Annotated in this window: 12 protein-coding genes and 2 pseudogenes; 13 read left to right on the top strand and 1 reads right to left on the bottom strand. The window is 44.9% G+C overall.

Annotated elements, in window-relative coordinates:
• Positions 1-24: 24 nt before the first annotated feature.
• From ASF12_RS18400 to ASF12_RS18350, 12 genes and pseudogenes are all read left to right on the top strand, one after another.
• Positions 25-1,182, top strand: a complete 1,158-nt coding sequence (locus ASF12_RS18400) for an alpha/beta hydrolase (protein ID WP_056037698.1) — start codon at positions 25-27, stop codon at positions 1,180-1,182.
• 349 nt (positions 1,183-1,531) lie between these two features.
• Entirely contained in the window at positions 1,532-2,641 is a 1,110-nt protein-coding gene (locus ASF12_RS18395) for a pectin acetylesterase-family hydrolase (RefSeq protein ID WP_056037694.1), read from the top strand.
• Positions 2,642-2,679: 38 nt separating this feature from the next.
• The gene (locus tag ASF12_RS18390) at positions 2,680-5,187 is read left to right on the top strand and encodes a glycoside hydrolase family 3 protein (protein ID WP_235533206.1); all 2,508 of its coding nucleotides are present in this window, start codon (positions 2,680-2,682) and stop codon (positions 5,185-5,187) included.
• A gap of 5 nt (positions 5,188-5,192) precedes the next feature.
• On the top strand, positions 5,193-6,221 hold the full coding sequence (locus tag ASF12_RS18385; RefSeq protein WP_056037692.1) for an alpha/beta hydrolase: 1,029 nt from the start codon (positions 5,193-5,195) through the stop codon (positions 6,219-6,221).
• A 974-nt stretch (positions 6,222-7,195) separates the two neighbouring features.
• Positions 7,196-7,867 (top strand): annotated as a pseudogene (gene ltrA, locus ASF12_RS18380) (group II intron reverse transcriptase/maturase); the annotation flags it as partial.
• A gap of 535 nt (positions 7,868-8,402) precedes the next feature.
• Positions 8,403-8,867, top strand: a complete 465-nt coding sequence (locus ASF12_RS36185; protein ID WP_268795447.1) for a reverse transcriptase domain-containing protein — start codon at positions 8,403-8,405, stop codon at positions 8,865-8,867.
• Positions 8,794-9,648, top strand: a complete 855-nt coding sequence (locus ASF12_RS36180) for a reverse transcriptase domain-containing protein (protein ID WP_327204925.1) — start codon at positions 8,794-8,796, stop codon at positions 9,646-9,648. The genes ASF12_RS36185 and ASF12_RS36180 overlap by 74 nt, the downstream gene beginning before the upstream one ends.
• 79 nt (positions 9,649-9,727) lie before the next feature.
• A pseudogene (locus tag ASF12_RS18370) lies at positions 9,728-10,318 on the top strand (group II intron maturase-specific domain-containing protein); the annotation flags it as partial.
• 109 nt (positions 10,319-10,427) lie between these two features.
• Positions 10,428-11,603: a pectin acetylesterase-family hydrolase gene (locus ASF12_RS18365; protein WP_056037688.1), complete on the top strand. Its 1,176-nt coding sequence runs from the start codon at positions 10,428-10,430 to the stop codon at positions 11,601-11,603.
• 457 nt (positions 11,604-12,060) lie between these two features.
• A complete protein-coding gene (locus tag ASF12_RS18360) occupies positions 12,061-13,221 on the top strand; it encodes an alpha/beta hydrolase (protein WP_056037683.1) in 1,161 nt (386 codons plus the stop codon).
• A 463-nt stretch (positions 13,222-13,684) separates the two neighbouring features.
• The gene (locus tag ASF12_RS18355; RefSeq protein WP_056037680.1) at positions 13,685-14,803 is read left to right on the top strand and encodes a pectin acetylesterase-family hydrolase; all 1,119 of its coding nucleotides are present in this window, start codon (positions 13,685-13,687) and stop codon (positions 14,801-14,803) included.
• Between the two features lie 21 nt (positions 14,804-14,824).
• A complete protein-coding gene (locus tag ASF12_RS18350; protein WP_155973281.1) occupies positions 14,825-17,494 on the top strand; it encodes a glycoside hydrolase family 3 protein in 2,670 nt (889 codons plus the stop codon).
• Positions 17,495-18,215: 721 nt separating this feature from the next.
• Here ASF12_RS18350 and ASF12_RS18345 read toward each other — a convergent pair.
• On the bottom strand, positions 18,216-19,892 hold the full coding sequence (locus ASF12_RS18345; RefSeq protein ID WP_162241912.1) for a sensor histidine kinase: 1,677 nt from the start codon (positions 19,890-19,892) through the stop codon (positions 18,216-18,218).
• Positions 19,893-21,192: 1,300 nt separating this feature from the next.
• Between ASF12_RS18345 and ASF12_RS18335 the strand changes: the two genes are divergently transcribed.
• The coding region (locus ASF12_RS18335; RefSeq protein WP_155973277.1) for a hypothetical protein at positions 21,193-21,850 on the top strand (658 nt) is incomplete at its 3' end.

Here is a 21,850-nt window from a genome sequence, read left to right as displayed (position 1 = left end):
CAATATTATTTAGGGAGGATAGTTATGAGGAAATATGATGAATCCGATCTTAAACACTTGCAGGATAATTATGAAACTGTTGAGTTAAACGGAGTTACGATCCAGATCAAAAAGATTCCCGGCGAAGAGCGGGAGGGTTATATGGATCCATGGGTAATTGAAACCATTAATCCGGCAGCACTTACCCGGGCTGATGGAGCTATTACAGAGAACACAAACGCAACACTGGATGCAATGATGAGCCAAATGAGTCCAGAGCAATTTTTGGTTGCCCTTCGTAATGTGATGGAAGGTTCAGCTACTGATTCTACCTTCAAAGAGGAGTGGTTCGAACGCGATATCGACGTACAACTGGAGGAACTGATACTTAGCGGAAACCGGGTAGGACTCTGGCGGTATAGTGTGCCGGGTAATGAAAACAATTTAAGTCCCTGCTTCATTCATATTCACGGCGGAGGCTGGTTTGCGGGCCATCCCAGAGGGAACGATAATTTCTTGAGATACATTGCCGAAAAAGCGGATGCAGTAGTATTTGATATTGATTATTCCCTGTCACCGGAGTTCCAGTATCCAAATGGCCTGAATGATTGCTATAACGTCTTGAAGCACATTCACGAACATTCAGAAGTTTATGGTGTTGATAAGAACAGGATCGCTGTAGGAGGCGGAAGCGCGGGCGGCAATTATACCACTGCACTCGCGCTCCGGGCCCGGGACGAAGGTCTTTCCTTGATTGCATTGCAAATTCCGATGGTTCCTGCAGTTCTTTTAGCAAAGGATGGAGCTGCCGCTGGCTACACATGGGATCCGTCTCAATTTACAGTTGCACCTGAGACACAAAGGTTCGTCCCTGAGATTAAGGACCCCCAACATGATCCGCATATGGATATCATGATAGCTGGTTATCTGGGAGATGCCGATCCATCAGATCCGTATGCGTCACCCATGCTGGCAGAAAATTTTACGGGCCTGCCGCCGGCTCTGATCATAACCAGCGAATTTGACGCACTTCGCCTTCAAGGTGAATTTTACGGCAGCCAGCTGGCCAAGGCGAATGTTCCTGTGCGGATTATCCGTTATAAAGGTCAGACCCATAGCAGTGTTGGCAACAGTACATTCGGCATCGTTCCACAGAGTGAGGATTGCGCCTTCGAAATTGTCAAAGCAATTCGTGAGCTTTGATTCAAAATTGACTAAGCCCTCTATGACATTTGTTGTAAACAATTAGAATCTGGTACACAATTTAACAATTTGGTTCCTTCGGTTGGTAGCTAGACTCCCATTTCAGTTGAGATAACCCTCATTATAAGAATCCGTGAAACGGCTGGCGATGTCTATAGAATGGAAATCGGCTGCAACTTTCAAATACAATATGCATGTTTGGATTCCATTATTGGAAAGTAGTTGTATGGATGGGAGCGTTATCAGGAAAAGTGAGAGTGTAGTTAGAGCGGAATGACTAACTCTATTTTAGAGCCAATTATGAACACGCTTTTTTGTATTGGAGAATAACTTTAAAGGAGCGAAGCTTATGTTGGATAATAATATTGATGCATATAAAAAGTATCTGCAAGAGCATCAGTTACCAGTATTGGAGGGTGTACCAGATCCAGGAAAGTGGTATAGAGTCCCGGTTCCAGGAGCTACTTGTGCAGGAGGATCTCCTTACTGGGGATATCTGAGAAAAGGAACAGAGTCAGGCCTCATTGTGTTCTTCTTAGGTGGAGGCGTATCACTTAATGCATATACGGCAGCGCGGCCAACACGACTAAGTGTACCGGGTGAGAATTTTTATTTTGACGAGAATTCATTACCGTTTAACGATGTGGCATTTGACCGGGGAATATTTGATGATGCGCCGGAGAATCCTTTCCGGAACTGGAGCTGCATCTTTGTCAGCTATGCTACAGGTGATTTTCATGTGGGGAATGGCGATTATCACTATACAGCACCGGACGGATCTCCAGCTGTGCTGCATCATCATGGCTACACCAATTACAGCGGGCTTATGGAGCAAGCAGTAAAGCATCTTTCAACACCCGCAAAACTGCTAATTACCGGCACAAGCGGGGGCGCCTTCGGTGCTTCGGCTCTGGCCTCAGACGTCATGAGTTATTTTCCTAATTGCCGTGATGTAACTGTCTGCCCTGACAGTGCTTTGCTTCTTTATGACCAATGGAATACAATAGCCCAAAATGTCTGGCAGTCGAACGAAAAAATTTGGAAGCAGCTTCAGGGTCCAAATATTACTCTTGATTGGCTGCGCGCCCTCTATGCCGAGAAGGGGGATGATGTACGGTATCTATATGTTAATTCCATTAGAGATAGTGCTTTCGCAATGTATCAACACTATATTGATCGTGGCACTATGGAAATTACGAGGGAACACTGCCTGAAATTCCAGAAGGATCTCAAAGAGATGGTTGATACGCTGAAGAATGAGATCCCCGGCATTAGTTTTTTTCTGTTCGAGAACCCGACTGAGAATTTACAACCAGAGTTAATGGGGACAATGCATACGCTGATCCACGATCCCGAATTTTCCCGTCCAGTCAAAGGCGGCATCAGCCTGCGGGATTGGCTATGGAGTGCCGTGAATGATACGGTTTCCGATGTAGGTATGGAACTTCTTGACGCATAAATAATTTTTACGCCACCATACTTTTTAATAAAAGGAGAATGACGTTATTGGAATTATACCCCTATGAATTGGAGCACATCGATACCTTACGTAATCATGCATCAGAATGTATGGTTCTGTTGAAGACAAATGGCGATTTCCCACTTAGAAATATTGGTGAGATCGCCCTGTACGGCAGTGGCTCGCGCCAGACGATCAAAGGCGGTACCGGATCAGGTGACGTGAACTCTAGGTTCTATGTCACAGTGGAGCAAGGCTTGGAGAATGCTGGGTTTACTATCACCACCAAGGACTGGATGGATCGTTACGATCGTGTGCAGAAGCAGGCTCATCAGGAGTTTGTTGCTGGCATCAAGTCCAAGGCTCAGGCCACCGGCGTTCCAGCGATTATGCTGGGCATGGGCGCGGTAATGCCGGAACCGGAATACGAACTGCCGTTTGAGGGAGCTGGCGATACGGCGATTTACGTGCTTTCGCGCATTTCAGGGGAAGGATCGGATCGCAATGCTGTAGACGGTGATTTGAAGCTGACCCAGACTGAGATTCGTGACATTTTAAATCTTGCAAAAACCTACAGTCACTTTATGCTGGTGCTAAATGTGGGTGGTGTGGTCGACCTGACACCGGTGTTAGAGGTGTCTAATATCCTGATTTTGTCCCAGTTGGGCGTGGTTACCGGCGATGCGCTCGCGGATGTGCTTCTCGGCCAAAGCTATCCCTCCGGCAAGCTGACTGCAACATGGTCTGCCTGGGATGATTATTCCCCGATTGGAGATTTCGGCCAAGAGGACGATACCCGCTACCGCGAGGGCATATATGTCGGCTACCGCTATTTTGACAGCATAGCCAAAACACCGCTTTTCCCCTTTGGCTACGGTCTGGGCTATACACAATTCTGTATTGTTGAGTCAGTTGTCTCATTGGACGGCAGCCATGTCAATGTGACCGTAACTGTTAAAAACATGGGTTCTACTTCTGGTAAGGAGGTAGTTCAACTGTACGTCTCGGTTCCTTCAGGCAAACTGGACCAGCCATTCCAGACGCTAGCGGCCTTTGCCAAGACCGAAGAGCTGGCTGCAGCGCAGTCTCAGCAGGTTACCTTGAGCTTTGCAATGGAAGAGTTGTCCTCATTCGATACAGAGCGCGCCGTTGATGTGCTGGAAGCGGGTGATTATCTGCTGCGCGTAGGAAACAGCAGCCGGGACACCCGTATTTGCGGCATCATTCGGATGGATCAAGAGTTAATTATACGGCAGCTGTCCCACGCAGGCGGCACGCCGGATTTCGACGACTGGAAGCCGGAAGCGCAGCAATGGACTTATGCCGGGGAAGCCGATGAAAGAGCCAATGCTCCGGTATTGGATCTTAGTGCAAATGCTTTTGCCGCAGTGTTGAAGCCTGTTGTGCCGGAAATCGACTCAGCCGTACGGGATCTGGTCGAAGGGCTATCAGACAGTGAATTGGCCTGGCTCTGTGTAGGGCATTATCGCTCCGGTAACGAGAGCGGCAGCGTCATCGGCAATGCAGCCTTTGCGGTAGCAGGTGCGGCTGGGGAGACCACCACGCGGCTGAAAGAAAAAGGCGTTCCTTCTCTTATCATGGCAGATGGTCCGGCCGGCCTGCGGCTCAGCCGTCAGTACGGTGTGGATGAATCGGGCGTTTATGCCGTAGGAGATTCAATTCCGTCTGCACTTCTTGATTTTATGGATGATACGGTGATGCAGGCTCTTGGATTGCAAAATTCGGGCGGAGCGGAGCGTAGTGGCAGGATTTTCGACCAGTATTGTACTGCATTGCCTATAGGTACGGCTCTAGCTCAAAGCTGGAATCTGGATTTCTGCCGAGCCTGCGGTGATATCGTAGGTGATGAGATGGAGCGCTTTGGTGTGCATCTGTGGCTTGCTCCGGCATTTAACATACACCGTAGTCCGCTATGCGGCCGGAATTATGAATATTTCTCCGAAGACCCGCTTATCAGCGGCAGAGTGGCTGCAGCCATTACGCTGGGTGTACAGCGTCATCCCGGCTGTGGTGTAACAATTAAGCACTACGTAGCTAACAATCAGGAAACCAACCGTTTCCGCTCCAACAGTGTCGTCAGCGAGCGAGCTCTGCGGGACATCTATATGCGCGGGTTCAAAATCTGCATCGAAGAATCACAGCCCCACACCTTAATGACCTCCTATAATTTACTCAACGGGGTTCACACCTCTGAGCGTAAAGACATTATCGACGGTGTTTTACGCGAGGAATGGGGCTTTGACGGGATAGTGATTTCGGACTGGGTCGTAGGCGGTGTTCAACATGGGGTTAAAAAGTATCCTTACGCTACGGCAGCAAAGAGCATTAAGGCTGGCAACGATGTGATGATGCCCGGCGGCGAAATGGATTACACGGATGTATTGACGGCCCTTGCTGGCACCAATAACGCTGTCACGCTGACACGTAAGGAAGTTCAGGATTGTGCCTCACGCATTATCCGATTAGCGCTCCGATTGACGGAAGCCCAAACAGAGCCATCTATCATTAATGGAATGGGAGTCTGAATGATATGAAAGTACATGAATTGATTTTGAATGAAACACGAAATGTAAAATTTTCTGCTTGGATTCAAGATGTAGGCGGCGAATTTGGCAAGTTGGAGAAGCGCCCAGCCATTCTGATTCTGCCTGGCGGTGGATATAGCTTCTGCTCTGACCGGGAAGCAGAGGTTGTCGCTGCTCCTTATATGAAGGCCGGATTTCAAGCCTTCATTCTTCGTTATTCTACGGGAGAGCACAAGGATTGGCCCAATCCACTTAATGATTACGAGCAGGCTATGGAGCTGATTCTTAGCAAGGCGGATGAATGGCATGTGCAGAAGGACAAGATCGCGGTTCTCGGATTTTCGGCTGGCGGACATCTGGCCGCTTGTGCAGCCACTACAGGCAAGCACCGGCCTAATGCGGCGATCCTCGGTTACGCGGCTCTATCACAAGAAACAGCAGATATGTGCCAGCCGGGAATGCCTTCGCCGATTAATGATGTCGACAAAGATACCTGTCCCTTTTTCCTGTTCGCCACTCGGGATGATAGTATTGTACCAGTGCAGGATACGGTGGACTTTGAAAAGGCGCTGCTTGACAATGGAATTATGTTTGAGTCTCATATCTATGCCTATGGTATGCATGGATTTAGCACCGGTGAAAGCTACTTGAATCCTTATAGAAATTGCAATCGTGTCTCACATTGGGTACAGGACAGCATCGAATGGCTGAAAGATGTGTTCGGTACACTGCAGGCGGACGGCCTCGGTGCCCCTGCTTGTTCTGGTAAAGTCAGCGGAGACTGGGATGAGATGTTGTCTGCAGACTGCACCATGGCCCATTTGCGGAAGCAGCCGGTTGAAGTGAAGCAGCTGCTGACCGAGGTCATTGCGGTTCTGGACGTGATTGTAGCGCAGAAAACGGAAAAAGGGTCGAATATGACCCCGTTTTTCAAGAATATCAAGCTTAGGGATTTGATGACAATGATCGGCCAGCCGGAAAGTGCCATTGAACAGATAGATGCAGCACTGACGCAATTCTCCAATATGCGATAATCTGCTGGACAGAGGAAGGACTTTATATTTTTCCAGTAGGAGCGCTGGCTCATGATTGAAAAATTCACGTGTTATTACTGAATTATATAAGTCAAGATATGCTAAAGCGCCGGGAAACCGGCGCTTTTACTTCCGACATCACTTGGAGGCAGCGCCTCTTTATCGTATGTGAAATTTGATTGATTCTGAACGTTATTATAGCCTTGATTAATTTATCAATCTCATAATTCGTTAAAATTCAATGCTTTTTTGTTTAAGATAAACTTATCAGTTGATTTTCGGTTTATTTTATATAGCTATACTAGAGAGGTTGCAACATATAACGAATAAAGACAAGAAAAATAGGGGGAATCAAATGGAAATGAGGGAGAATCTTTTCATTGTATCAAAAAATGGCGTTAGCAATTTTATTTAGTGCGCCCAGCATGGGCGCTATCTCTAGGGTTAAAGTCCCGAATGGCGAAGGCAGTAGTAGTCATTAGCTTAAGGCAAGGGTGTCCTCCACGAGGTGAAATCTGAAGGAAGCCGGCGGCAAATCTCCGGTCTGAGGAACACGAACTTCATATAAGGCTAGCGTACGTTGGATGAGATTGCTAAACAAACCAAAGTCCATACTGCCAAAGGCGTACGAGAGTAAATGAAGCAGATAGATGGAGAGGAAGATAGCGTTCTTACCTGGGGAGATCTGTACGGAACGTGGAAGAACTTCCATAACCTTACTTGTGAAAGTAAGCTGAACGTACAGAAGTCAGCAGACGCCATAGTACGCTTTCGTGTTGCAACACGAGCGGAAGGGCTGAACATGAAATAGGCATTTGTGCAGCTAGGCGTTCAAGATGAGTAATGACAGCAGAAAACCCGAAAGGACCTGACTGAAGAAGGAAGCGGTGAATCCCGTGTGGAGCTTCGGCAGGGCAGAATTCATCTTTGGCACAAGAAGAAGGCACAAATCACGTAAAGAGAGGTTGAAAAAAATGTTGGAGCAGTTGCTGTCACGGGAAAATCTTCTACAAGCGTTAAAGCGAGTCGAATCGAATAAAGGAAGCCATGGCGTAGATGGGATGTCCGTAAAATCCTTACGCGAACACATTGTACAAAACTGGCAGAAGATACGGCAAGCGATAGAAGAGGGAACCTATGAGCCGAGCCCCGTGTGTCGGGTCGAAATCCCGAAACCGAATGACGGAGGTGTCAGGAAGTTAGGAATTCCTACCGTGACCGACCGAATGCTACAGCAAGCCATCGCCCAGGTGTTAACCCCAATGTTCGATCCACCCTTTTCCGAGCACAGTTATGGATTTCGTCCTAGAAGGCGGGGACATGATGCGGTGAGGAAAGCGACAGAATTCATGAAAGAAGGATATCGATTCGTAGTTGATCTGGACTTGGAGAAATTCTTTGATCGCGTCAACCATGACCGTCTAATGATGAAGATTGCGGAGAAAGTGAAGGACAAGAAAGTTCTTCTGCTTATACGTAAATACCTTCAGTCTGGCGTGATGGAAAACGGGTTAACAAAGCCGACTACGGAAGGCGCGCCACAAGGCGGTCCGTTGAGTCCGTTATTATCCAACATTGTCTTGGATGAATTGGACAAGGAACTAGAGAGACGTGGACACCGCTTCGTCCGCTATGCGGACGACTGTGCGCCACGAATGCAAGGCGCGTAAGAGCCAAGCAATGCTGAACAAAAGATGAAGGCGGGCCCTTCGGAGCCGCTGTACAGGCGGAGGCTTCAAACCACCTTAAGCTGCTGCGGTCAAAAGCCGTGGTGGTGAGCGTTAAGGAAAAAGGCAGAGCAAGACTCTGTCAGGTACGTGTTATGGAGACGAACACAAGTCAATGGCTGATAAAGTGTAGAAAGCGTAGGAATGTCATCAAAACCAGGGGGGAGTCGTTAACCTGGGAAGAGTCTGGAGGAAACCTGTTTACTGTCCAGATGGTGACCGGCATGGAGGCGGCGTGAACGTAACACAGGCTTTTGTTCGGAACGTGGGAACCTAAGGCTCCGATGATAATGGAAAAATCCAAGCGGAAATCCCGCAAGGATGAAAGTACAGAGGCGGAGCATAGGGGCGGAATAGCCTGTAGTAGCAATGAACCCACTGAAAAGGTGGCGGAGACAAGGGGCTGTGTTATCCTGTTTTGAAAATACGTCAACCGCGAAAGTGGGAGGAGCAAATGGACAAAACAAAGCCGTATGAAATCTCAAGGCATACCGTTTGGGAAGCGTACAAGCGAGTCAAAGCGAATCAAGGAGCAGCCGGAGTGGACGAAGAGTCCATTCAAAAGTTTGAAGCCAACCTGAAAGACAACCTCTATAAAATCTGGAATCGAATGTCCTCGGGAAGTTACTTTCCTCCGCCCGTCAAAGCGGTAGAGATACCGAAGAAGAACGGTGGAGTGAGGATATTGGGAATTCCAACCGTGGGAGATCGTATTGCGCAAATGACAGTAAATCTGGTTTTCGAGCCGAGAGTAGAGCCTAGTTTCCATCCTGACTCGTACGGATACCGGCCAGGAAAATCTGCCATTGATGCGGTACGAGTAACAAGAACACGATGCTGGCGATATGACTGGGTGTTGGAGTTTGACATCAGAGGTCTGTTCGATTATCGATCACGAGTTGCTGATGAAGGCGGTTAGGAAGCATACAGACAGTCCGTGGGTCATCCTCTACATTGAAAGATGGTTAAAGGCTCCCTTTCAAATGAAGGACGGGAGCAAGAGAGAAAGAACCTCTGGCACGCCGCAAGGCGGCGTGATCAGTCCGGTACTGGCGAACCTGTTCATGCACTATACGTTCGATATCTGGATGACGAAAGGGCATCTTGAAAACCCGTGGGCAAGATATGCGGATGATGCAGTGATCCACTGTCGAACGAAAGAAGAGGCAGAACAACGGCTAGAGGAACTCCGGAAAAGGTTCAGGACATGCAAACTGGAACTGCATCCGGAGAAGACCCGGATCGTGTATTGCAAAGACGATGACCGCAAGGAAGATCATCCCGAGATCACGTTCGACTTTCTAGGATATACCTTTCGTCCAAGACGGTCCAAGAATCGATTCGGAAAATTCTTCATTAACTTTACGCCTGCAGTAAGCAATAAAGCGTGCAAGGCGATGAGGCAGACGATTAGAGGATGGCGGATGCACCTGAAACCAGACAAAGAAATAGAGGACTTGTCTCAGATGTTCAATGCGTCGATAAGAGGTTGGATGAATTATTACGGGCACTTCTATAAATCGCAACTATACCCGGTATTGCGCCATATGAATGATGCTTTGGTCGTGTGGGCTCGGCGGAAATACAAGAAGCTGGCACGCCACAAGATACGGGCTATTCGATGGCTGGGACGACTGGCAAAGAACCTTCCTGAACTGTTTGCCCATTGGAGAATAGGCATTTTACCGGCGGCTGGATAATGGGAGCCGGATGAGCTGAGAGGCTCACGTCCGGTTCTGAGAGGGCCTGAGGGTGCGATCCCCTCGGGCTACTTACCGTAATATCTACGTGAAAACGCCAAGAGCAGGTGAACGAGTCAAGGCATCCGTCACCCGATTCATCGAGACGAGGCTAAAACTCAAGGTCAACCAAGCCAAGAGCGCGGTAGACCACCCATGGAAACGGAAGTTTCTAGGGTTTAGTTTTAGCATAGACAAAGATCCAAAAGTGAGAATTGCAAAGCAGTCCTTACAGAAAGCGAAGGTCAGAATTCGAGAGATAACCTCCCGAAAGAAATCAATGAAGATGGAAGAGCGAATGAAGGAACTAAACCACTATCTTATGGGATGGTGCGGGTACTTCTCGCTTGCGGATACGCCAAGTATCTTTCAAAGGATGGACGCGTGGATACGAAGAAGGCTACGAATGTGCCTTTGGAAGCAATGGAAGAACCCTAGAACCAAAGTCAAAAGGCTTGTATCCTTAGGCATGCCTAAGAATAAAGCCTATGAATGGGGAAATACCCGAAAAGGGTATTGGCGAATAGCAGGAAGTCCAATTCTGCAACGAGCATTGAATAACCAATACTGGGAATCCAATGGACTCAAGAGCTTATTGGACAGATACCACTCCTTACGGAATATTTCATGAACCGCCGTATACCGAACGGAACGTACGGTGGTGTGAGAGGTCGGGGGCTAGACGCCCCCTCCTACTCGATTGGCGGCGGTGTATATTACTAAAAATTTAGGAGGCAATTATGAAAGCTGAAGATAAAAAAAAGAAAAAACATAAAGGTTTGAAAATAACAGCTATAATTTTTCTGATAATTATTGCAATAGGTGTTAGTGGTTTTTTTGTATTCAAACATTATTTCGCAGCTCAATTTCCAGAGTTACCGGAGAATCCTAAGGTTGGAAAATGGTATAATATTTATCCAGATGACGCTAAGTCTGCTTTGGGTGAACAGTGGCACGGAAATATTAGAATTGGAAAAGAAAATAAAGTCTTAATTGAGTTCTATGGTGGCGGAGTTAGTATAAATGATTACACGGAAGAAAGACCAAATATAAAAGGTATAAAAAATGGCTTTTATAATGTAGCTAGCGAAGACGGAGATATCATGGCTAAATGGGGTATTAGTGGAACGCAAAATAAAAATCCTTTTAAAGATTGGACTGTAATTGTAGTACCCTATTCAACAGGAGACTTTCATGCTGGAACTGGAGCATATGAATATGTAAAAGAAGACGGTACAAAAGATGTAAAATATCATTATGGTTATAGTAACTATACAAACATGCTGAATATGGCATTGAAGTACATCAATAATGATCCGGAAGCTTTAGTAATTACCGGTTCTTCTGCTGGCGGATTTGGCACAGCACTGCTTGCTGATGATATCATTGGTCATTTTCCAAATACTGATAATATAACTGTTGCCGTAGATAGTTCACTTCTTTTATATGATAAATGGCATGAAACGGCTGAGAAGTTATGGCATGCTCCACAAGAAATATCTGATAGATTAACAACAGACAATATTACTCTAGATAGCTTAGTTGCTTTAAAAGAAAATTATAATGATAGAGTCAAAATTTTATTTGATTGTTCTGTAAGAGACTCAATTCTTTCTAGATATCAAGGCTATATAAGTGACGGAACTCTTGCAACTTCCAAGGAAAGAGGAGATATTTTTCAAAGTGATTTAAAAGAAATGGTTAATAATCTTCAAGAAAAAATACCAGATGTTGGGGTGTTTATTTTTGAAGGAGCGATCGAGAAAGATACACAATTAACTCAACATACCATATTAGTTGTGCCTCAAGTGTTTAAAAAAATAACGGATGATAAGAGTATTGCTGAATGGATGTATGATGCTGTAAACGGCAATGTAAAAAGTTATGGGTTAAATCTATTAAATAAACAATATTAGTTTAATGATTCGTTATGCAGCACTCTGTTAACATACAACAGGGTGCTGCATTTTTTTACAGCAACAATGTTATGAGAGACAAGATTATCATTATCCTGAGATTGCGGTATATGAACCTGAGATCCGAACAATCCGAAGAACTACAGAAGAGGTAAGCATAACGTGAGTATACAAAGACATGCTGGAAAAAATAAAGAATTTGCTGTATTTTTCCGTGAAGCTTAAGATAACGATGTTATTGTTTCAATTCCTTTATATCTGCTTCCTAGTCTTTAGTTTACTATTTAATTGACACATATATAAATGACGGAAAAGGAGTCATAGAAGATGCAGACTGAGCTTAAAGTAAGACCGCAAAAGATGAAATTGAAATGAAAAAGTGACAACTGGGAATTGTACCTAATGATGGCGGGACATCCTTTCTTGGAAGCGGTAAATATAATTTTGGAGGGGCATTATGATAAGAAAATATAATGAGCAAGATATTATTCAACTGCAAAACGCGCATGAAACAGTCGAGCAATATGGTATAGAGATCGTTGTGAAAAAGAGCCCCGGAGAAGACAGGGCAGGTTATATGGATCCCTGGGTTATCGAAACGATGAATCCAACCGCACTGACACGTGAAGACGGAGCCATCACAGCCAATACAAATGATACTTTGAACGCCATGATGCAGCAAATGAGTCCTGATCAATTGTTGATTGCTCTTCGCACCATGATGAAAAAAGAAGCAGATGGTCAAATCAACACATTTCTGGAGGACCGTTTCGAGAAGGATATAGATGTGCAGTTTGAGGAACTGGAACTTGGAGGGAACAAGGTGGGACTTTGGCGCTACAGTGTGCCTGGGGTGAAAGAGCTTCGTCCTGCTTTCTTCCATATTCATGGTGGTGGTTGGTTCGCTGGAAGCCCGACTCCAAATGACAATGTGCTTAGATTAATTGCTGAAAAAGCAGATGCTGTGGTGTTTGATATTGATTACTCATTATCCCCAGAGTTTAAGTTTCCTAATGGTCTGAATGATTGCTACAATGCTTTGAAGCATATATACGATAATGCTGATACTTATGGCATTGACAAGACAAAAATCGCGGTAGGCGGAGGCAGTGGGGGAGGCAATTTCACTACCGTCCTTGCATTAAAAGCCCGGGATGAAGGACTTTCTTTAATTGCATTGCAAGTTCCGATTGTACCGGTAGTCTTTTGTGCCAAAAAGGGAGCGCCAGGGTACAAATGGGACCCATCACAGTTTTATGTTGCTCCTGAAACGAAAAAATATGTTCCGGAAGTGAAAGATCCAAATAATGATACCTATATGGACATCATGATTAACGCATACATAGGTGATGCGGATCCGACCCATCCTTATATTTCGCCGATGATGGCGGAGAGCTTTGAAGGTTTACCGAAAGCGCTAATTATTACGAACGAGTTTGATGCTTTACGCCTGCAAGGTGAATTTTACGGCAGCCAGCTGGCTAAAGCGGGTGTACCTGTACGGATGATACGTTATCAGGGACAAACTCACAGCAGTAATGGAGGTGCTGCCTTCGGTGTTGTTCCTCAGAGTGAAGACCTTGCGTTAGAGATTATTAATGAGATCAAACAGCTTTAGTATTTGTTAAGAGGAAGGTGTTGTGATGAAAAAAATACTTAAGATACCCTAGATCCAATCTATTCAGATTTGATCTATCCGTTCATGAAGGAATTGTGCAGGAAGCTCATAGGCGGGAAATTGAGCTTATTGATGAGTTTGCTATATTGCATTCTCTGCAGAGGCTGCGAATTTAATATGTTAAGCGGTTACATGAATTTTTGCTAACCAAGCTTATGAAAAGCAAGGTACTTATTCCAAGCTCTTTAACAGTCTGTTTGAGGAGCCGGTAGCAGAATCGTTTTTTTCACCAGCCTTAAGAATGCGATACTGATGTTTATATTGCTGTATATCAAGATGAAATGAATCGAAACTATAATGAGGGTAAGGTTGGGTGTTCTCAACAGTAGAGACGAGGGTTTCCTGCAGCACGATACTTGAAATTTAATGCGGTCAAAGGCACGGTTACTAAGGAGGGGGTATTATGTTTAATAGTATTGAAGAATTTCTGGTATTTGCTAAAGCAAATAAATTTCCGGTATTAGAGGGCGACCCAGAGATTGGACAATGGTATCGGGTACCGATTCCTGGAGCGGTATCGGCAAATGGCTCTCCTTATTGGGGGTACTATAGAAAAGGCACAGAGCCCAATCTAATCGTCAGCTTTTCTGGTGGCGGAGTTTCAATCAATGAGTATACTGCAGCTAGGCCAACTGTACTTGATATCTCTGCAGGAGAAGTGGAGAATTTTTATTCTAGTGTTGATCTGCTGCCAGCAATTGATTTGATATTAAATAAAGGAATCTTCGACCAGGCAATAGATAATCCGTATCGAAATTGGAATTGTATTTTCGTCGGCTATGTGACTGGTGACTTTCATGTGGGAAATGGGGATTTTCATTATACCGCTCCGGATGGCTCTCCTGCGGTGGTACATCATCATGGATACAGGAATTATCGAATGCTTCTGGATGAAGTCATACAGTACGTGGTCTCCCCGGAAAAACTTTTAATTACCGGATCAAGTGCAGGAGCCTTCGGAGCTTCAGGTTTAGCTTCGGACATCATGAGCTATTTTCCGGAATGTGAAGATGTAACCTGCTGCCCTGATTCTTCATTGTTGTTACATGACGAGTGGAAACATATCGCTCAAAATGTTTGGCATGCTGATGAAGCGATATGGAAGCCGTTAAATAGCCGTAACATATGTCTGGATTGGTTACGTGGGCTATATGCCGATAAGAGAGATAAAGTTAAATATCTTTATATCTGTTCTGTAAGAGATAATGAATTAGCCAGATATCAGAATTATGTGGATCAGGGACAGTTAAAGTTTGATAGAGATAAAGCTATCCAGTTCCAAAAGGATTTGAAGGATATGGTCCAGGAGCTTAAGGTTGGAATTCCTGGTATCGGTATCTTTTTGTTCGATACTCCAGCTCCAGGTGCTGATCCTGAACTGCTGGGTACGCAGCATTGTTTAATACAAGATGAAGGCTTCTCTAAGCCTCTATCACATGGCTATAGCTTGAGAGATTGGTTGTGGAATGCAATGAATGGCAATATACAAGATGTTGGCCTTGAATTACTTGATAAGAAATGATACTGAAACGAGGGATATGTTGTGCAAAATGATGGAACTTTTGAACTATTGGCGGGATTGCAAAAGAAAGAGCAGGCACTAATGTCCCTTTTTACAGCACCCGATTATAATATCGACGATATGGACCGCCGGGAATCTATGATTTCACTGGTCTATTCCGGCTGTTACTGTATCAAATCCTCTATGACCATTGATCCGGAGCGGCCTGGAATGATCTTTATTGATGGAGTAATGACAGAATCTCCGATTATTGAAAAACCAACGAATATGTTTGGACAACTAGTCGGTATCGTCGTGCGCAAGTATTTATTAGTCTATGACAAAGAATATGAAATTCGTTATGCAGGAGCCTATGACACGGAAGGCAATGAAATTCCAGAGTATACCTTTAAATTGAAAACTTTGCCGCGGATAGAGCCAGGAATACGCTACCCCGAACATGATGCCATTGTCCTTCAGGCTGCGCGTGAAGGAGCAGTGCTGCTTAAAAATGACAACGATGCTCTTCCTTTAGCATCTGGCAGCTATGTTAACGTTTTTGGTTCAGGAGCTATCGTATTCCGATTAGGTTGTCTGGGAGCAGGCAAAATTAATCCCCGATACGGAATCAGAGTAAAGGAAGGCATCGACAAATACTCATCGTTAGTACTTAATCAGGAGCTGTATGACTTTTTTACGAACGAAAAGGATATTTTCCCTCCTGAAAGTATTGTCGAAAAAGCCAAGGAACGTAGTCAAACAGCTGTAATATTTCTAAGTCGTGGCAGCAGTGAGGCACATGAATCTCCAATGGACAAAGGCGGTTATTATCTGACCGATGATGAAAGGAATTTGATCTTACAGGTAACTTCTGCTTTTGAAAAAACAGTTGCAGTTCTGAACGTAGCCTATCCGATCGAGTCAAGCTGGATTGACCAGTATGGAGTGGACGCTGTTCTGCTGACTGGTCTTTCTGGTATGGCTGGAGGCCGTGCCTTGGCAGAAATTCTGGAGGGAACGGTTAATCCATCAGGCAAGTTGCCCAATACATGGGCATACGACTACCACGATTACCCTAGTTCACGGAACTTTCTGACGAAAGAAGAGATCGCTCATAAATACGACGGGCAGTCCTTGAGCTATATTACAACCGTATATGAAGAAGGTCTTTATGTAGGCTATCGTTACTTTGATAGTTTTAACAAGCCTGCAGCCTTTCTATTTGGACATGGCCTTAGCTATACAACATTTGATGTGAGTTTGAAATCCGCCGTAAACACGGGGGAATGCAGCTCAAGTCTGGAGATCGAAGTGAAAAACACAGGTTTCAGAGCCGGCCGGGAAGTGGTTCTGGTGTATGCACACTACGAAGGCGGAAGACTGGAGCAGCCTGATAAGCGTCTGGTTGCATTCGCTAAAAGTAAGGAGCTTCTCCCAGGTGAATCTGAAACCGTTCGTTTAGAGATAAATGAATACCGTCTTAAATCCTATGACGAATCAGAGGCTGCTTGGGTCATTGAGGCGGGAACGATTCATTTCTTCCTTGGAGGAGCACCGAACAGGGCTACAGCCATCTGGTCTATAGATATGGATGAAAAAATTATAGTTTCAAAGACAAAGAACAGGTTGGTTCCTCCTTTTCCTATTAAAGAGTTGTCTGTCAAAGATCTCGCTGGAACCTATCCAAAAGGTGAGCTGACGAAGGCTTACCGTGCTGATGAAGCAAACGGGACTCTTCCATTCAAAACTGCACGTTTGGTGGAAAGAGGCAATGAAGTTCCTCTGGAGCATAACAGTAAAGATTTGATTAAGTTTTCTGACGTTGTCAAGGATCCAAAACTCGTGGTGCCTTTCGTAGCCCAGATGAATGAATATGAGCTGGCGCGCCTGGCAGTTGGAGGCCGCACGGGCTGGGGAATGGAGGATAACGGTTTTGCCGGAACTCTTTACAGTGAAGGGGCTTTGGCTAAATATGAAATTCCGGAATACTTCTTTGCCGATGGGAATAATGGACTGAATATGTTTGAACCTAACATCGGGTTTCCAGTCTCCACTACGATTTGTGCCAGCTTCAACGAGGGGTTATCCTACGCAGAAGGGCTGGCCATAGCGCATGAGGCAAAAGGTATGAATTTACACTGTATTTTGGCTCCAGCTCTTAATCTTCAGAGAAATCCTCTCTGCGGGCGGCATACGGAATATTTTAGTGAAGATCCGTTTCTGGCAGGACGTATGGCTGGTCAAGAGAGCCGTGGCTTAGAAGCTGGCGGGATTGCAAGCTGTATGAAACATTTTTTTGCCAACAATGCCGAGATGATGCGAAATATGAATCACAGCCTTATGAGCGAAAGGACGGCACGAGAGCTGTATCTGGCTGCGTTTGAGGCTGCTTTTGAAGTAAATAAGCCGGACACGGTTATGACGGGTTACAATGCTGCAAACGGTGCATATTGCTCGAACGACGAGGATTTGCTCCAGGGCATTCTGCGTGATGAATTCGGGTTTACTGGCTATGTCATGACAGACTGGAACGGCTATGGCGATGAAGGAATGCCTGCTTTGGTTAACGCGGGTGTCAGCTGGATCGCACCCGGGAGACCTGATGACAGCTTTGTCACTCCGATCGAACAAGCCATTAAGACTGGCGAGCTATCAAAGGGACGGATACAGATGAATTTAGTAAATCTGATAAATATAATCCGGAAACGGTAGATCCATTAAATTAGGACGATCGAAGCTTATGACTAACCTGCCGGAGCATGATTCATGTGCTAATTCTGCTCCGGCTTATTTTAAATCATCGTTACTCGAGAGAAGATCCTCATTCAGCTCGCCAATTCAGTATCAAACAAGAGGAGGATTACATTTGCTTCTGGGGTGAAAAAGAAGGAATCATGGTCTTTAAGTCTTGCATCCTTAAAAGCAACAATAGAGTTTGTATCGTAAGAAATCATACGATCTACCTTTGGGAAATCCAGCCAACATATCTTCACCCTAAACGGAAATTACAAAATGGGTCTTGAGAGAATTAAACAGTCAGCCTGATAGCGTTATTGAGCAGATGGATGCTGCGCTCCAGCAGTTCTCCACGTGAGGGTTCCACATTGAGAAATGATTAGCAAAGCATAGGACTGTAAGATAGAACGGCAGTAGGAGTTGGATACAATCCCGCTCCTACTGCCGTTCCTCTTTTCAGGATTTTCGTTCATCGTCAATCATTAGTTGATAACCGTACTTCTTACTTGTGAATTTTCAGTTTATATTGCTGCCTTATGCTTATTACAGCAATGAATAATTTTGAAAGGGGAAGAATTTCAATATGACTCAAACAAAATAATATAGGAGAACAATTGAAATGGTTGCTTTCCTGTTGGTATGCTATTTTATTCCAACTTTAAAGCCGCAGAATCTTACGTACGCCAACAAACAGGCTTTATTCCTCCGATGGGTTGCTGTTATCCCAGATCAGCTCAATGCGAATTCCACCTAGCTTACTCTGAGCAATATTCAAGCTCGCTTTGGAGCCTAGCTGAATAAGCATTCGTTGCCGTATGTTCCATAAGGCGCAGCCCATTGTCTCATCCAGCGGTTGTTCAATTCGGTGCAGCAGGCTCTGGATCTCTTCCGGCTGCATGCCTCTCCCGTCGTCTTCTACGACCAAAGAGTACCGGTCTCCAACGTCAGTACCGGATATGTGGATAAGCCCGGCACTTTGCTTCTTCTCAATTCCGTGAATTACGCTGTTCTCTACCAACGGTTGAATAAGCAGCTTGGGAACAAGCAAGGATATCATGGATTCCGGAATATTGATTTGCGTATGCAGGCGGTTGATTCGCAAACTCTGGATATTAAGATAATTACGGACAACGCCAATTTCTTTTTCAAGGGTGGTAAGCGGATCGTTGATCCGCGTTGTATATCTGAAATATTCAGCCAGGTTCTGGGTCATGGCATTCACAGCTTCGTCATTTCCCATACGGTTCATATTGTTGATAAAGAACAGGCAATTATATAAAAAATGCGGGTTAATTTGAGCCTGCAGTTGTTTAACCAATGCTTCTCTTGAAATGATTTTTTCTTTGTATACATTTTCAATCAAGTCTTCGATTTGCTGTGCCATATGGTTGAAATTGTGATAAAGAATAGCAAACTCAGCATTGGACGTTCTGCTGATCCGGTGCGAGAAGTCACCCTTTTGTAGATGACGGACACCTTTCAGCAAGGTGAGAATGGGGACTTGTACTTTCCGGTAGAAAAAAATAACCGTTACCATTCCGGACAAAAATAACAGAACACAGGTGATGTAAAAGAAGACTTGTGTCCTTACAATGGGTTGGAGCGCTTTGTCCAGAGGAACATAATCCACCATGTACCAACCTAATGTTTCCGCTTTCAAAAAACTGACCATATAATCTATATTACCGGCTGTTATTAACTCGGTTCCTTCGTTTTTATCCCGCATCTTTGGTGACATTTTGGAGACCAGTTCCTGGACTTGAGTGGTATGAAAGGAACGGTTTGCTATGATGATGGAATCAGAGTAATAAAAAAAGGGATCATTATTTTCTAACTTGGCCGAGTCTAGCATATTTTCCAAATTAGCCTTAGGAAAGGTTACCCGAACCGTAAACTGATCATATTTCCTGTACATGGAGAATAACTTTTGTGACCTATCCAATATCCATTGCCCTTCTGCCAAGTCAGCTGGTGGGGGTGACTGGTTTTGAGATGAACCTACCCATTTGTTCAGCAGGGTTGAGTAAATGTCAATTTGGACATTCCAGCCCTGTGTAAAGCTTTGCAGTTTCATTTTGTCCGAGAGATCAAGCATAAGCTGATCCTGATCGTAATTATCCATCAGGTCCACAGATTTCAGCAGCCCCATTTTGGAGTCCGCATTTAGAGCAACAGACAGCATGTCAAGCTGCTCAACATTGTAATCTAAGGAATTGACCAAGATACGCAGTCGGTTCAGGTTGTTCGTTTCAATATCCTTTTTCACAGTGCTTAAACTAGTCTCCACGGTGTAAGAATACATCATCAAGACAACTATCGTTGAAAATAAAATAATAATTACCGCGCTGAGAAAGGTTCGATATTGCTTTAACATGACAACAATCCTTTGCAAAGAGGTAACCCCATTATATGAATTTGTGCTTCCAATGGCAATGCGTATCACTTGGAATATGAACATAACTTTGGAATGCGATATTGATGTTCAAATTCCTCTATCACGCCTGTTTAGAATACGATATGTGATGTTGCGAAAGCGTTATTTAATAACCGTATGCGAATTTTTATAATTAAAGTGAATTCAAAAAACATCATCAGGGGGTTCTACATGAACATGAAAACGAGAGTGCTGACCACAGCACTTACTGCAACGCTGCTAACGACAGGGATACTGGGTTGCAGTAATACCAATAATCAGGGCAGCGGCGAAAATAAAAAGGCGAACACGCAAACAAAAACACTAAATGTCGTGAATGGAAAAATTGAACCGGCAGCGTCATTTACCACCGTTAAGGGAGAAAATCCGGGCTATAAATATAGAGAAGGGGAATCCGTTACGGACAATGTATTCACCCGCTGGGCCGAGGACAAATTTGGCGTACAGATTAAAACTTTATGGACAGGCGGCGCTACGGATGGTTCGTATAATACGAAATTGAAACTCATGCTCTCTGCGAACGACGAATTGCCAGATATCGTAATGTCGGGCAGTCCCGCTAACACCAATCTTCTCATCGATTCGGGCAAGTTCATGGAAGTGGAAGAAGTGTTCGAGAAATATGCCTCTCCAACTTGGAAAAGTGCGTTAGCCGATATAAAAGATCCCTGGTTATCGGTCACTCGAGACGGCAAAAAGATGGCGATTCCAGGAACTTCTACAGATTACGGGCAATCAAACAACGTTTTATGGATCCGTCAGGACTGGCTGGACAAGCTCAAGTTGAAAGCACCTACTACAATAGAAGAGCTGGAAACGGTCATGGATGCCTTCNCAAACAACGTTTTATGGATCCGTCAGGACTGGCTGGACAAGCTCAAGTTGAAAGCACCTACTACAATAGAAGAGCTGGAAACGGTCATGGATGCCTTCATCAATCAGGATCCAGACGGTAATGGGCAGAAAGATACGTTTGCCCTGGATTTTGCCATGAAGGATAAGATGACTGGCAGCACCCTTGGAGACGGATCCTGGATCTTTGGACTTTACGGGGCCATGCCGGAAAGATGGTATCCAGGAGAAGACGGCAAGCTTCAAAATGGTTCAATTCTACCGGGGGTCAAGCAGGGCTTAATGAAGATGAAAGAGTGGAAGGATAAAGGGTATTTTGCGAGCGATATTGCGTTACATGACCCCAATACAATTGTCACCNCCGGGGGTCAAGCAGGGCTTAATGAAGATGAAAGAGTGGAAGGATAAAGGGTATTTTGCGAGCGATATTGCGTTACATGACCCCAATACAATTGTCACCGCGGTCACATCYAATAAGGTTGGGATTGTCGCAGCGCCTTCTTTCTTCATCCAATATCCKGGTTCCATGCTGCTCGCGACCAACCCTACGGCGATGTTCAAACCCTATCCGYTGCCTCATGGGGTCAATGGCCCAGCTTTGCACACCTATTTTACGATATCCGGCGGGACCGTGATCAATAAAGATATTTCGGATGAAGCGCTTCAAGCCTACTTTCATTATATGAACTCGATGTATGCTGTCTAYGAATCCGATAATCCGCTTGAATATYTCAAAGGATTTCAGGAGGGCTACCAATATGTTGTCAAAGATGGAMAGATTGTAACCGATGAGAAAGAGATTCCCGGTGGAAAGATTAATTCGAACGATTACATTTTTGGAAGCATGCCGGATGTTKCCTCRAAGATGAAGGAAATAACATTAAAAGTGGCAAAGAAAGAAGAACTCACAGAGAAAGATCGTGCCTTTATGCAAGCTCTTGGGATTGCAGACGACACCAATCCATTACAAAGAATCGTGTACGATGCGATGCTTATTTCCATGGATGAAGAATCCTCGCGCGTAAGGGAGCATTACATGGGTCCGG

The sequence above is a fragment of the Paenibacillus sp. Leaf72 genome (assembly GCF_001422685.1).
Taxonomy (GTDB): domain Bacteria; phylum Bacillota; class Bacilli; order Paenibacillales; family Paenibacillaceae; genus Pristimantibacillus.
This window is presented reverse-complemented; position numbering and strand designations above follow the sequence as displayed.